4 protein-coding genes are annotated in these 15737 nt (G+C 71.6%); all 4 read right to left on the bottom strand.

Annotated elements, in window-relative coordinates; genetic code table 11:
* Positions 1-6406 (bottom strand): type I polyketide synthase (locus GKQ77_RS33345; protein ID WP_258021309.1); only part of this gene is annotated, 6406 nt, incomplete at its 3' end.
* Positions 6403-12927 (bottom strand): type I polyketide synthase, encoded by a 6525-nt coding sequence (locus tag GKQ77_RS14035; protein ID WP_219689054.1) that lies wholly within the window; start codon positions 12925-12927, stop codon positions 6403-6405. The genes GKQ77_RS14035 and GKQ77_RS33345, both read right to left, overlap by 4 nt.
* A gap of 236 nt (positions 12928-13163) precedes the next feature.
* Complete coding sequence (locus GKQ77_RS14040; RefSeq protein ID WP_219689055.1) at positions 13164-13946, bottom strand: thioesterase II family protein; 783 nt, start codon at positions 13944-13946, stop codon at positions 13164-13166.
* A gap of 86 nt (positions 13947-14032) precedes the next feature.
* Complete coding sequence (locus GKQ77_RS14045; RefSeq protein ID WP_219689056.1) at positions 14033-15550, bottom strand: DHA2 family efflux MFS transporter permease subunit; 1518 nt, start codon at positions 15548-15550, stop codon at positions 14033-14035.
* Positions 15551-15737 lie beyond the last annotated feature (187 nt).

Here is a 15737-nt window from a genome sequence, read left to right on the forward strand (position 1 = left end):
GCACCCCGTGCCGCATCGCCATCACCATCTTGATCACACCAGCGACACCCGCCGCAGCCGACGTATGCCCGATGTTCGACTTGATCGACCCGAGCCACAACGGATCACCATCCCGCTCCTGGCCATAAGTCGCCAGCAACGCCTGCGCCTCGATCGGGTCACCCAACTTCGTACCCGTGCCATGCCCCTCAACCGCGTCCACCTCCGACGCCGCGAGCCCGGCACTCGCAAGCGCCTGCCGGATCACCCGCTCCTGCGAAGGACCGTTCGGCGCGGTCAGACCATTGCTCGCACCGTCCTGATTGACGGCCGAACCCCGCACCAGACCCAGAATCCTGTGCCCCTTGCGCTTCGCGTCGGACAGCCGCTCCACCACGAGCGCGCCGACACCGTCGGAGAACCCGGTCCCGTCGGCGGAAGCCGAGTAAGCCTTGCAGCGGCCGTCCGGCGAGACCGCCCGCTGGCGGCTGAACTCGGTGAGGAGGTACGGGCCCGCAAGCAGGGTCACACCGCCGACCAGCGCCAGCGAACACTCACCGGACCGCAGCGCCTGGGAGGCCAGGTGCAGGGCGACGGCGGACGACGAGCAGGCCGTGTCCACGGAGAGCGCGGGGCCCTCAAGGCCCAGCGTGTACGCGATGCGGCCGGACACGACACTTGTCGTCGTGCCGGTCAGGCGGTAGCCCTCCAGTTCGGCGGAGGCCATGCCGCCGTAGTCGGTGGTCACCACACCGGCGAACACGCCGGTGTCGCTGCCCCGCAGCGTCGTCGGGTCGATGCCCGCGTCCTCGAACGCCTCCCACGAGGCCTCAAGCAGCAACCGCTGCTGCGGGTCCATGGCGACGGCCTCGCGCGGGCTGATCCCGAAGAACTCCGCGTCGAACTCCCCGATCCGCTCCAGGAAGGCGCCACCCCGAGTGTTGATCTTCCCGGGCTTGTCCGGGTCGGGGTCGTAGATGTTCGGGTCCCAGCCACGGTCGGTGGGCAGACCGCCCACCGCGTCGCGGCCGGCGGCCACCAGCTTCCACAGCTCCTCCGGGGAGGTGACCCCGCCGGGGTAACGGCAGCTCATGCCGACGATCGCCAGGGGCTCGTCCAGCTCGCCCCGCTTCACCCGCGCGACGCGCCTCTTCGGCGCTTCCACCGCGCCACCGATCTCGGAGAGCAGCAGCCTCGCGACGGCGTCCGGGGTTGGGTGGTCGAAGACCAGGGTCGCGGGCAGCCGTACGCCCGTGCTCTGGGTGAGCCGGTTGCGCAGTTCGACCGCGCTGAGCGAGTCGAACCCGAGGTCCTTGAAGGCGCGTTCGGTGTCGATCGCGGCTGCGGAGGCGTGACCGAGTACCGCTGCGACCTGCTCCCGCACCGCGTCCAGGACGATCCGTTCCCGGTCGGTCTCCGCGACGCCCGCCAGGCGCTGGGCGAGCGAGCCGCCGGTGTCCGCGCGCCGGGCGGGGGCGGGAGCCAGGCCGCGCAGCAGCGCGGGCAGCAGACCGGCCCTGGCCTGGGCGCGCAGCGCGGCCGGGTCGAGCTGTACGGGCGCCAGGAGGGCACGGTCCGCGCCGAGCGCCAGGTCGAACAGTTCAACTCCGCGTTCCTGGGACAGCGCGCCCACACCGGTGCGCTCCAGGCGGGCGAGATCGGCCTCGGCGAGCTGGTCCGCCATACCGCCGGCGTCGCCCCACAGCCCCCAGGCGAGGGAGGTGGCAGGCAGCCCGGCGGCCCGCCGGGAGGCAGCCAGCGCGTCCAACGCCGCATTGGCGGCAGCGTAATTGCCCTGCCCCGGGCTGCCGATCAGCGCGGCGACCGACGAGAACAGTACGAACGCTGAAAGGTCATTCCCAGCTGTCAGCTCGTGCAGATGCCACGCCGCATCCACCTTCGGACGCATCACGCGCTCGATCTGCTCCACCGACATCGACTCGATGACACCGTCATCCAGCACACCAGCCGCATGCACCACACCCGTCAACGGCCGCTCCGCCAGAGCCAGCGCCGCAGCCAACTGCTCCCGATCGGATACGTCACACGCGGCAACCTGCGCCTGACACCCCAGGCCCGCCAACTCCGCCACCAACTCGGCCGCGCCATCAGCCTCCAGCCCACGCCTGCTCAGCAACAACAGATGCCGCACACCATGCACGGAAGCCAGATGCCGCGCGAACACCGCACCCAGACCACCCGTACCACCCGTGACCAGCACCGTCCCGTCCGCGTCACCGAGAACGGGCGCCGCGCTGACCGTCGTACCGACACGAGCGAGCCTCGGCGCGAGCAATGCGCCGCCACGGCAAGCAAGTTGGGGCTCGCCGTCGGTACGCAGCACCGCACCCCAGTCAGGCTCGTCGCCGCCATCGAGGTCGAGGTCGACCAGGAGGAACCGCCCCGGGTGCTCGGTCTGCGCACTGCGCAGCAGACCCCACACGGCCGCCTGAGCGGCATCAGGGGCATCGGCCCCCTCGCTGTCGGAGGCGACCGCGCCTCGGGTCGTAATCACCAGCCGGGACTCGGCGAGCCCCTCACCGGCGTCCAGCCAGCGCCGCGCCAGCGCGAGCGCCTGGGCGGCCGTGGCGTGCACGGAGGCGGGGCCGGACCCACCGGTGGTGGGAACGGCGGCGAGCACAGCCCGTGGCGCCGGTTCACCCCCGGCGAGTGCCTGCTCCAGTGCGTCCAGGTCGGGGTAGGTCTCCCCCGCCCCGATCCGTACGACGTCCGCGTCCCGCGCGTCGACGGCCGTACCCGTACCCGTACCGCTACCGGTACCGGTCTCGATCCGCGTCCAGTCCACCGCGTACAGGGACTGCCGCGCGTCGCCGCGCGCACCGTCGATGCGCTCCTGCTCCACGGGGCGCACCACGAGGGAACGCACGGACACCACAGGGTTCCCGTCCTCGTCGACGGCGTCCAGCCGCAGCGAGGTGTCACTGGTCATGGCAGAGCGGACCCGCAGCCGGGAGACACCGGCGCGGTCGAGTCGTACCCCGCTCCAGCTGAACGGCATGAGGTGCGCCGCCGCGCCCTCCCCGGTGAGCAGCACCACGCCGCTCTGCAGCGCGGAGTCGAAGAGCGCGGGGTGGATGCCGAAGCCCTCGTGCCCCTCGGGCAGGGTCACCTCGGCGTACGTCTCGTCGCCGTCGCGCCACATGGCCTCGACGCCGTGGAAGAGGGGGCCGTAGTCGTAGCCGAGGTCGGCGAGGCGGCCGTAGAGGTCGTCGACGGGCACCTGTTCGGCGTCCTGCGGCGGCCACTGCTCCGACCAGGCCGCCGCGGGCGCGCTGTCGGCGCCGAGGGTGCCCCGGCCGTGGCAGGTGCTCTCGGTCTCCCCGGTGGCGTGCTCGGGCCGCGAGTAGACCGCGACGTCGCGTCGGCCGTCCGGCCCTGCCGCCCCGACGGTGATCTGGAGCTGGCGGGTGACGCCCTCCTGGATGAGCAGAGGCGACTCGAGGACCAGCTCGTCGAGTACGGGGCTGCCGACGTGGCGCCCCGCGGTGAGAGCCAGCTCCACGAGCCCGGTGCCGGGCACGACCATGGTGCCGAGCAACAGGTGCTCCGCGACCCAGGGCTGCGTCTCGGCCGAGACAAGCCCGGTCAGGATCCACTCGTCGCGGTCACCGACCTGCACGGCGGCAGCAAGGAGCGGGTGGTCGACGGCGGTGAGCCCGGCGGCCGCGACATCTCCGGCACCGGTGCCGGGCGTCAGCCAGAAGCGCTCACGCTGGAAGGCGTACGTGGGCAGCTCGACGCGCTGAGCGCCCGTACCGGCGTAGAAGGCGTCCCAACCCACCCGTATGCCTGCCGTGTACGCGCGACCCACGAAGGCGGCGAACGTCTCGCGCTCACCGCGCTTGGCCCGCAGCGCCGGGATGAAGGCAGCCTCGGAGTCCTCCACGCACTGACGGGCCATAGCCGACAGCACGGCGTCGGGGCCCAGCTCCAGGAAGCGGCGGACGCCCAGGTCCCAGAGAGTGCCGATGCCATCGGCGAAGCGCACCGCCTGGCGTACGTGGCGCACCCAGTACTCGGCATTGAAAGCGGTCACCAGCTCACCGGTGACGTTCGAGACCACAGGAATACGAGGCTCCGCGAACGTCAGCTTCTCCGCGACCGCGCGGAACTCGGCCAGCATCGGCTCCATCCGCGCCGAGTGGAAGGCATGAGAGACCCGCAGCCGGGTCGTCTTACGGCCCTCCCACAGCGGCAGCCACTCCTCCACGGCGTCCGCGTCACCGGACACCACCACCGCACGGGGCCCGTTCACTGCAGCGATGTCCAGCCGCCCCTCGAACCCGGCCAGCGACTCGGCGACCTCAGCCTCCTCGGCCTGCACCGCGACCATCGCCCCGCCAGCAGGGAGAGCCCCCATCAACCGCCCGCGAGCCACGCACAGTTCAACCGCGTCGGCCAGCGACAGCACGCCCGATACGTGCGCGGCAGCGATCTCGCCGACCGAGTGCCCGATGAGGAAGTCCGCCCGAACCCCCAGCGACTCAGCCAGCCGGAACAACGCCACCTCAACGGCGAACAACGCGACCTGCGTGAACTCCGTCGAGTTCAGTACGTCACCCTCAGCCGCCAGCAGCTCTCGCAACGACCGGCCCAACCTCGGGTCAGCCTCCGCACACACCTCACTCAACGCCTGCTCAAAGACCGGGAACCCCGAAGCCAGCTCCAGGCCCATTCCAGCCCGCTGCGACCCCTGCCCCGTAAACAAGAACGCCGACTTACCACCGACAGCCGACTCGCCGACCGTCACCTCACCCAGCCGCGCCAGCAGCTCATCCCGGTCCGAGGCGACGACCACCGCCCGGCGATCCAGCAACGCCCTCGACGTCACCGACGAGAAAGCAACATCCGCCACCGAGACACCCACATCAGCGGAAACCCGCTCACGCAAACGCTCCACCTGCGCCCGCAACGCCGCATCCGTACGCCCGGACAACACCACCGGCACCGGAGCCACAGGCGCCGCCTGCTCCAGCGCCGCCGGGGCCTCCTCGACCGGCGGCGCCTCCTCGAGAATCACGTGCGCGTTCGTCCCGCTCACCCCGAACGACGACACACCCGCCCGACGCGGACGGTCCCCGCCCGTCCACTCCCGCGCCTCGGTCAGCAGCTCGACGCGGCCCGACTCCCAATTCACGTGCGGGGACTGCTCGTCCGCGTGCAGCGTCTGCGGCAGCACCCCATGCCGCATCGCCATCACCATCTTGATCACACCGGCCACGCCCGCCGCAGCGGACGTATGACCGATGTTCGACTTGATCGAGCCGAGCCACAGCGGATCACCGTCCCGCTCCTGGCCATAAGTCGCCAGCAACGCCTGCGCCTCGATGGGGTCGCCCAGCTTCGTGCCCGTGCCATGGCCCTCGACCGCGTCCACCTCCGACGCAGCGAGACCGGCACTCTCCAGCGCCTGCCGGATCACCCGCTCCTGTGCCGGGCCGCTCGGCGCGGTCAGGCCGTTGCTCGCGCCGTCCTGGTTGACGGCGGAGCCACGGATCAGGCCGAGGATCCTGCGGCCGTTGCGCTTCGCGTCGGACAGGCGCTCCAGGACCACCATGCCGACGCCGTCGGAGAAGCCGGTGCCGTCCGCCGACGCCGAGTACGCCTTGCAGCGGCCGTCGCGGGCCAGCCCGCGCTGGCGGCTGAACTCGACGAAGAGGAAGGGGCCCGCGAGCACGGTGACGCCACCGGCGAGCGCCAGCGAGCACTCGCCGGAGCGCAACGCGTTCGCCGCGAGGTGCAGGGCGACGAGCGACGCGGAGCAGGCGGTGTCGATGGTGACGGCCGGGCCCTCGAGGCCCAGGCTGTAGGCGACGCGGCCCGACATCACGCTGCTCTGGGTGCCGGTCACCCGGAAGCCCTCCAGCTCGGGCAGCGACGACGGGCCGTAGTCGGAGGAGACCGTGCCCGCGTACACACCGGTGTCGCTGCCGCGCAGGGTCGTCGGGTCGATGCCCGCGTCCTCGAACGCCTCCCAGGCCGTCTCCAGCGTCAGCCGCTGGGTCGGGTCCATGGCGGTCGCCTCGCGCGGGCTGATCCCGAAGAAGTCGGCGTCGAAGGAGGTGACGGTGTCGATGAAGCCGCCCTCGGTCGCGTACGCGGTGCCGGGCTGCTCCGGGTCCGGGTCGTAGAGCCCCTCCAGGTCCCAGCCCCGGTCGGTGGGGAACGGGCCCATGCCGTCGCGGCCAGCCGCGACCAGCTCCCACAGCTCCTCGGGCGAGTTCGCGCCGCCCGGGTACCGGCAGCTCATGCCGACGATCGCGATCGGCTCGACGTCCCGCTGCTCCAGCTCGCGCACCCGGCGGTTGGCGGTGCGCAGTTCGCCGGTCACGCGCATCAGGTACTGACGGAGCTTCTGCTCGTCGCTCGTCAATCCGGCCCGGCCGTCCTCAGTCTTCCCGGTCATGCGGATCCGAGCTCCTTGTCGATCATGTCGAACATCTCGCTGTTGGAGACGAAGTCGAGGGATTCTTCGAGGTTGTCTTCGGTGTCGTCCTGGTCGGTGTCCGTCGCGCTCAGCAGCGTGAGCAGGCGGTTGCTGAGCGAGCGCATACGGGATTCCGCGCCGCCCAGCTGCTGCGCGTCGCCCGCCACGGCGATCAGGAGCGCCTCAAGGCGCTGCAGCTCCCCTTCGAGGGGCGAGGGGCCCGGCCCCGCGGCTGCGCCGCCGACCTCGGCGAGGATCATCCGGGCGACTTCGACCGGGGTGGGATGGTCGAACACCAGCGTCGCGGGCAGCCGCACTCCGGCGACCTGGCTGAGCCGGTTGCGCAGCTCGACCGCGGCCAGCGAGTCGAAGCCCAGGTCCTTGAAGGCGCGCTCGGCGTCGACGGCGTCCGCGGAGGCGTGGCCGAGGATGGACGCGACCTGGTTGCGCACCAGGTCCAGGACGACCTCCTCGCGGTCGGCCTCGGCCACACCGGTGAGCAGCCTCTCCAGCGACCGGGCGTTGTCGGCGCGGCGCGCGGTGGTGCGCACCAGGCCGCGCAGCAGGGCGGGCAGCATGCCGGCCCTGGCCTGCTCGCGCAGTGCGCCGAGGTCGAGGCGGACGGGGGCGAGCAGGGCGGCCTCGGAGCCCAGTGCCTGGTCGAACAGTTCCAGGCCGAGGTCGCTGGAGATCGCGCCGATGCCGGTGCGCTCCATGCGGGCGAGGTCCGCCTCGTCCAGCTCGCCGGTCATGCCCGTGGAGTCGGACCACAGGCCCCACGCCAGGGACAGGGTGGGCAGGCCCGCCGCCTGGCGCAGTGCGGCGAGCGCGTCGACCGCGGAGTTGGCGGCGGCGTAGTTGGCCTGGCCCGCGTTGCCGAGCAGGCCCGCGGCGGAGGAGAACAGCACGAACGCCGACAGGTCCATGCGGGCGGTCAGCTCGTGCAGGTGCCATGCGGCGTCCAGCTTGGGCCGCATGACGTGTCGTATCTGCTCGGGAGAGAGCGACTCGATGACGCTGTCGGCGAGCACACCGGCCGTGTGGATGACGGCGGTGAGCGGGCGTTCGACGGAGTCGAGCAGGGCGGCGACCTGCTCCCGGTCGGCCACGTCGCAGGCGGCGACTTGGGCCTGTGCGCCCAGCGCCTCCAGTTCGGCGACGAGTTCGGCGGCGCCGTCGGCGGCGGGGCCGCGCCTGCTGACCAAGAGCAGGTGGCGTACGCCGTGCCGGGTGACAAGGTGCTTGGCGAACAGGGCGCCGAGGCCGCCGGTGCCGCCGGTGATCAGTACGGTGCGCTCGGGGTCCAGGGGCGCCGGCACGGTCAGCACGACCTTGCCGACGTTGCGTCCCTCGCGCAGGAAGCGGAAGGCCTCCGCGCCCCGGCGTACGTCCCAGGCGCGGATCGGCGACGGGGTGAGCGTGCCGCGCTCGAACAGGCCGGCTATCTCGACCAGCATCTCCTGGATGCGGTCCGGGCCCGCCTCCAACAGGTCGTACGAGCGGTAGCGCACGCCCTCGCGCAGGCGGGCGACGGCCTCCGGGTCGCGGATGTCGGTCTTACCCATCTCGATGAAGCGGCCGCCGCGCGGCAGCAGTTCGAACGAGGCGTCGACGAACTCATTGGCCAGGGAGTTCAGCACGACGTCCACGCCGCTGCCGCCGGTCGCCTCGTGGAGGGCGTCGCGGAACCCGAGGTCGCGGGAGGACGCGATGCGCTCGGCGGGCACGCCGAGCGCGCGCACGGCGTCCCACTTGGCCGGGCTCGCCGTGGCGAAGATCTCCGCGCCGAAGTGCTCGGCAAGTTGCACGGCGGCCATGCCGACGCCTCCGGCGGCCGCGTGCACCAGCAGCTTCTCGCCCGCCTTGAGGTCGGCGAGGTCGACCAGGCCGTAGTAGGCGGTCAGGTAGACGACGGGGATCGCGGCAGCCTCGGCGAACGTCAGCTGCTCCGGCATGCGTGCGACGGTCTTGCGGTCGGCGACGGCGACGGGGCCGAAGGCATCCATCACCAGGCCGAACACCCGGTCGCCGGGCTTGAGGTCGGTCACGGCGGAACCGACCTCGATGACGACGCCGGCCGCCTCGCTGCCCAGCGGCGCGTCGCCCGGGTACATGCCGAGGGCGATCAGGACGTCGCGGAAGTTGAGCCCCGCGGCGCGGACCGCGATGCGGACCTCGCCGACGCCCAGCGCGCGGGCGCCGTCCGAGGGGACGATGGCCAGGTCCTCCAGGGACCCCTTCCGGGTGCTCGACAGGCGCCACGCCTCACCGGACGGCCCCGCGGTCGCGCGGGCCAGGCGGGGCGCGAGGAGCGCGCCGCCGCGCACGGCGAGCTGCGGCTCGTCCAGGCCGGTCAGGGACGTCCAGTCGGGCTGGGCGCCCCCGTCGGTGTCGACGAGGACGAAGCGGCCCGGGTGCTCGCTCTGGGCGCTGCGGAGCAGGCCCCAGGCCGGTGCCTGCGCGAGGTCGACGGTGTCGGTGCCGACGGCGACCGCGTGCCGGGTCACCACGACCAGGCGGGCCTCGCCCAGCCACTCGCTGGCGAGCCACCGCTGGGCCAGGGCGAGGGTGCTCTCGGCGACCGCGCTCGCGGCGCGGGCGGGGTCCTCGTCGGCGGGGGTGTCGATCGCGGCGAGGACCAGGTCGACGCCCGGGGCCCCCTCGGCGCGCGCGGTCTCCAGGGCGGACAGGTCGGCGTAGCGCTCGCCCGGCGCGTCCAGGTCGCCGATGACCGCGATGCGGGCCTGCCCCGGCGTTCCGGTGACAGGCGTCCACTCCAGCTGGAACAGGGTGTTCTGGCCGGCTCCCGCGGCCGCGAGCCGGGCCGGGTCCACGGGGCGTACGGCGAGGCTGTCGACGGCGACGACCAGGTCGCCGTTCTCGTCGACGACGTCGATACGGAAGGCGGACTCGCCGACGGGGGCGATGCGCACCCGCGCCACGGCGGGCGTCGCGCTCCCGCACCGCACTCCGGACCAGGAGAAGGGCAGGTCGGGTGCGGTACCGGGGTCCTTGTCGACCATGGTGGGGTGCAGCGCGGAGTCGAACAGCGCCGGGTGGACGGCGAATCCGTCGACGGCGGTGTCCTCGGGCAGGGCCACTTCGGCGTAGATCTCGGAGCCGCTGCGCCACACCGCCTGCGCGCCCTGGAACAGGGGGCCGTAGTCGAGCCCGATGTCGGCAAGCCGCTCGTACAGGGCGTCGACGGAGATCTCGGTGCCCGCGACCGGCGGCCAGTGGGCGGGGAACGGCGCGACGGGCTCCGCCTCGGGCGCCAGGCGGCCGTGGGCGTGCCGCACGACCTGCCGGGCGTCGTCCGCTCCGGCCCCGGCCTGGGGCTCGGTGCCGGTCTCGGACAGGGAGTGGACGACGATCTCGCGGCGGCCGTCCTCGTCGGGCGGGCCGACGGTGACCTTGAGGTGCCGGGCGGTGTCCTCGTCGAGGGTGAGCGGGGCCTCCAGGATCAGTTCGTCGAGGAGTTCGCAGCCGATGTGCCGGGCGGCGGCGAGGACGAGTTCGACGAGCGCGGCGCCGGGCACGACGACCGCGCCGAGTACGACGTGGTCGCGTACCCAGGGCTGGGTGTCGGTGGAGATGCGGCCGGTGAAGACCCACTCGTCACGGTCGCCGACCTGTACGGCCGCGGCCAGGATCGGGTGCCGGGTCCGCTCGAGGCCCGCCGCGGTGAGGTCACCGCCGCGCAGCGAAGGCGTCAGCCAGAACCGCTCGCGCTGGAAGGCGTACGTGGGCAGGTCCACGCGCTTGGCCCCGGCGCCCGCGTAGACGGCGTCCCAGTCGACCTTGACGCCGACGGTGTGCGCCTCGCCGAGCGAGAGCAGGAAGCGGGCGAGCCCGCCTTCGTCGCGTCGCAGCGAACCGACGACGCCGACGCGCTGGTCCGTGCCGTGCGCGGCCTCAAGGGTCTCTGAGACCGCCATCGTCAGTACGGGGTGCGGCGAGACCTCGATGAAGCAGCCCATGCCCTTCTCGGTGAGGGCGCGGATGGCGGGTTCGAACCCGACCTGGCTGCGCAGATTCGTGTACCAGTACGAGGCATCCATACGAGCGGTGTCGATAAAACCACCCGTGACCGTGGAGTAGAACGGCACCCGCCCACTCACCGGCTTCACCGGCCCCAGCACGGCCAGCAACTCCGCCTCGATGACCTCCACCTGCGCCGAGTGCGAGGCATAGTCCACCTTCACCCGACGCGCACGAACACCCTCAGCCTCGCAGAGCGCCAGCACCTCATCCAGCGCACCCGGCTCACCCGCCACCACCACAGCAGCCGGACCATTCACCGCCGCCACCGACACACGACCCTCGTAAGGGGCGATCAGCTCCTCGACCCGCCCCACCGGCAACGCCACCGACATCATCCCGCCAAGACCGGCAAGACGATCCCGCACCAACACACTGCGCACCGCCACAACCCGCGCCGCATCCCGCAACGAAAGCCCACCCGCGACATACGCGGCGGCGATCTCACCCTGCGAATGCCCCACCACGGCGGACGGCTCCACGCCGTACGAACGCCACAGCGCCGCCAGACTCACCATCACCGCGAACAGAGCAGGCTGCACCACATCAACCCGATCGAAGCCCGGCGCACCCGGAGCGCTCCGCAGCACATCGATCAGATCCCAGTCCACGAACTCCGCGAGCGCTTCCGCGCACTTGGCTATCTCAGCGGCGAAAACGGGCGAGGTGTCCAGGAGTTCGACCGCCATGCCCAGCCACTGGGCGCCCTGCCCCGGGAAGACGAAGACCGGCTTGACGACCGATCCGGTGACCTGGCCCTCCGCCACGTTCGCCGCGGGCTCGGCCGAGCTGAGGTCGCTCAGGCCGGTCAGCAGGGCGCCCCGGTCGGGGGCGAGGATCACGGCACGGCGTTCGAGGTGGGCGCGCGCGGTCGCCTGGGAGAACCCGATGTCCAGGTGGTCCAGTTCGGGGCGGGCGATCATGTGGGCCCGCAGGCGGTCGGCCTGCTCGCGCAGGGCCGCCTCGCCGCGTGCGGAGAGCGGCACGAGGACGGGCGTACGGAGGGCGGGCGCGCGGAGGGCGGCCGGGTCCGCGCCGCTCGACTCGTCCGCGGGGGCCGCGCTCTCTCGGGGGGCCTCTTCCAGGATGACGTGGGCGTTCGTACCGCTCACGCCGAAGGACGACACACCGGCGCGGCGGGCGCGCTCACCGGCGGGCCACCGCTTGGCCTCGGTCAGCAGGGCGACCTCGCCCGACTCCCAGTCCACGTGCGGGGACGGCGCGTCCACGTGCAGGGTCGGCGGCAGCGTCTCGTGCCGCATCGCCATCACCATCTTGATCACACCGGCGACACCGGCCGCGGCCTGGGTGTGGCCGAAGTTCGACTTGATCGAGCCGAGCCACAGCGGGCCGTTCTCGCGGTTCTGGCCGTAGGTCGCGAGGAGCGCCTCCGCCTCGATCGGGTCGCCGAGCGGCGTGCCCGTGCCGTGGCCCTCCACGGCGTCCACATCGGCCGGGGAGAGCGCGGAGTTGGCGAGCGCCTGGCGGATCACCCGCTCCTGGGAGGGGCCGTTCGGCGCGGTCAGGCCGTTGCTCGCCCCGTCCTGGTTGACGGCGGAGCCCCGGACGAGGCCGAGGATCTTGCGGCCGTTGCGCCGGGCGTCCGACAGCCGCTCAAGGACGAGCAGGCCCATGCCCTCGGCCCAGCCGACACCGTCCGCCGCCGCCGCGTACGCCTTGCAGCGGCCGTCCGGCGACAGGGCGCGCTGCCGGCTGAACTCCACGAAGGCGCTGGGCCGTGCCAGCGTCGTCGCCCCGCCGACCAGGGCGAGTGAACACTCCTTGGCGCGCAGGGACTTGGCCGCCAGGTCGATCGCCACCAGGGAGGAGGAGCACACCGTGTCCACGGTGACCGCGGGGCCCTCCAGGCCGAGGGTGTAGCTGATGCGGCCCGATGCCACGCTGGGCGACGACGCGATGGAGAGGTAGCCCTCGATGTCCGGGCGCTGTTCGCTCTGGCTCGCCACGAACTGGTAGTCGGAGAACATGAGCCCGCAAAAGACGCCGGTGTCGCTGCCCTTGAGGCCGGTGGGGTTGATCCCCGCGTCCTCGAAGGCTTCCCACGCCCCTTCGAGGAGGAGCCGTTGCTGGGGGTCCATGGCCATGGCCTCGCGCGGGCTGATGCCGAAGAACTCCGCGTCGAAGTCGGCCATGCCGTCGAGGAATCCGCCGTGGCGCGTGTAGGCGGTGCCCGCGTGGTCGGGGTCCGGGTCGTAGAGGTTGTCCAGGTCCCAGCCGCGGTCGTCCGGGAACTCCGAGATGCCCATGCGCCCCTCGGCGACCAGGGACCACAGGTCCTCCGGCGAGGCGACGCCTCCCGGGAACCGGCAGCTCATGCCCACGATCGCCAGCGGCTCACCCGCTTGGTCGAGCAACTGCTGGTTCTGCCGCCGCAGACGCTCGGTTTCCTTCAGCGACTTGCGCAGGGCGCCGACGACGTCGTGCTTCTCGAGGGCCATGCTTGATTCCCCACCTTCGGGTTTATGCCGGCAACCATGTGGTCGTCCTGCTAGATCCGGCGGTGGTCCCGCCGGATACAGCCACGCGGAAGCTTTTTCCCGGGCGGTGATCTCAGGTGGGGTCCTTTGGGGTCCTGTGGGGTCAGGCGATGTCAGGTGACGTCTGGTGATGCCAAAGGGGTGGCCCCGCCCGTCATCGCGGCACAACGGTGCCGGTGACGGGCGGGGCCGCTCCTTCAGCCCAGTTCGCAGGCTCTCTCGGCCGACTTGGTGATGGCGGCGGTGAGCCGGTCGCCGTTGTCGGTGAAGAAGAAGTGACCGCCCTCGTGGACCTCGAAGGTGAACTCCCCGCTGGTGCTCAGCGCCCACTGGGCCGCCTCGTCCTGGATCACCTTGGGGTCCGACCTGCCGATGTGTACGTGGATCGGCGCGGAGATCCGCATCTCCGGCGGGCAGGCGTAGGTCTCCGCCAGCCGGTAGTCCGCCCGCATGGAGGGCAGGAAGAGGTCGAGCATCTCCTTGTCCCGCAGGAAATCGGGGGCCATGCCGCCGAGCAGCGCCATCTCCTCGATGAAGGCATCGTCGCCCTTGAGGTGCGTCTGCTGGTCCTTGAGCAGCATCGGGGCCACCCGGCCGCAGGCGAACAGGGCGAGCGGTGCCCGGCCCCTGGCCTCCAGCCGGTGGGCCACCTCGAAGGCGACCAGCGCGCCCATGCTGTTGCCCAGCAGGATGACGGGCAGATCGTCCCAGTCGCCCAGGACGTCGGCGATATCGTCGGCCAGTTCCTCGATGCTGTCGCGGAACGGCTCGTGCCTGCGGTCCTGGCGGCCCGGGTACTGGACCCCGTACACGTCCAACTCGCCGAATCCGCGTGCGAACTGGAAGTAGAAGTTCGCCGAACCTCCGGCGTGCGGGAAGCAGATCACTCTGGCCCTGGGAGCGTCCGCGGCCCCCGACTTGGAAGCATTCCCTGCGCTCAACTTGCGTATCCAGAGATCGAAATCTTCAGCGGTAGCCATGCCACACCTTCCCCGTCACTGCCCGTGACTCCCTGTCTCTCTCACACTGTCGTCCCCGCCGGGCTGTCTCCCACCGCTGGGCTGTCTCACACGGCGCCGTCGACCTTCTGCGCGACGGCACCATCGGCCTCCTCCTGCTCCTGCGGCTCGCGCGGCGGGAAGCGGAGGAACATGAGGCAGGTGAGGGCGCCGAGCACCAGGAAGACGGCGGGCAGCAGGGTCGTCTCGCTCAGGGCGGAGCTGTACTGCTCGTGGAGCGCGGCCGGGATCTCGGTGACACCGCCTTCGACGTGCCCTTCGCCTCCGCCTCCGCCTCCGCCTCCGCTTCCGCCGACGGCCGGGAGGTGCGCTTCGAGCCGGTTGGCGAAGAGCGCGCCGACCGCGGCGCTGCCGAGCACGGCGCCCATCTGCCGGTTCGTGTTGTAGATGCCCGAGCCCGCGCCCGACTGGTGCACGGGGAGGTTGCGGGTGGCGATGACGCCCAGCGGACCCCACACCATTCCGTTGGCGACGCCGGTCACCGCGGCCGTCGTCGAGAACAGCCACAGCGAGGAGTCCGGATCCGTCAGCATGCTGTAGCTGACGATGGTGAGGGCGAAGAGCACGAAGCCGATGGTGGTGAAGGTGCGCGGGTGCGCCTTGTCGGACATCTTGCCGACGACCGGCGAGCAGATGGCGGTCATGACGGCAAGCGGCGCGAAGATCAGGGCCGACTCAGTCGAGGAGAGGCCTCGTACACCTTGGAGGAAGAAGTACGAGGGCACGGTCATCGCGGTCACCGCGGCGCTCATGGCCGCGATCCCGACGTTCGCCAGCGCGAAGTTGCGGTCGCGGAACAGGCTGAGCAGCAGCAGGGGTTCGCCCTTGCCGAACGCCTGCGTCACGACGAAGAGCGCCAGCACGCCGACGCCCGCGGCCATCATCAGCCAGATAGTGGCCGACCAGTCCTCGTTGTTGCCCTCTTGCAGGCTGTAGACCAGCAGGAACATGCCCGCGCAGGACAGCACGATGCCGACCGGGTCGAACTTCTGGTGCTGGGTCTCCAGCGCCGGGACCAGCTTCCACGCCAGGGCGAAGCCGATGACACCGATCGGGACGTTGATCAGGAAGATCCACTCCCAGCCCGCGGTGTCCATCAGGAAGCCGCCGACGATCGGGCCCAGCAGCACGGAGACACCGACGGCGGCGCCCCACGTACCCATGGCGGCACCGCGCTTGTCCGCGGGGAAGATCTTGGTGATCACCGCCATGGTCTGGGGCGTCATCAGCGCGGCCCCGAAGCCCTGCACGGCACGGGCCGTGATCAGCGTCTCGATGTTCCCGGAGACACCGCACCACAGCGACGCGAGCGTGAAGACCGACAGGCCGACGAGGTAGACGTTCTTGGGGCCGAAGCGGTCGCCGAGCCGTCCGGTGAAGAGCAGCGGCGCCGCGTAGGCGAGCAGGTAGGCGCTGGTCACCCAGATCACTTCGGAGACGCTGGCCTTCAGGCCCTCCATGATCACGGGGTTGCCGACCGCCACCACGGTCATGTCGAGCGAGATGAGGGAGAATCCGACGAGCAGCGCGCCTAACGCCGACCACGGATTACGTTGAACGGTCACGGGATTCCTTCCGCCGATTGCCCCGTGGGACCATCACGCGCCCCTCGGAGGGGCTCTGCGCCCCTATGCCACGAGCCCACAGATCCCGCGTCGCGCGCTCTGGATACACCCGCGCGGGAAATTTCTCGCGACTGCGGCACACATCACACCCACCGGCCCCGTCTTCGCTGCCCGCCCTACCCTTCGC

Origin of the sequence: Streptomyces anatolicus (genome assembly GCF_019400875.1) — a bacterium.
GTDB lineage: Bacteria > Actinomycetota > Actinomycetes > Streptomycetales > Streptomycetaceae > Streptomyces > Streptomyces anatolicus.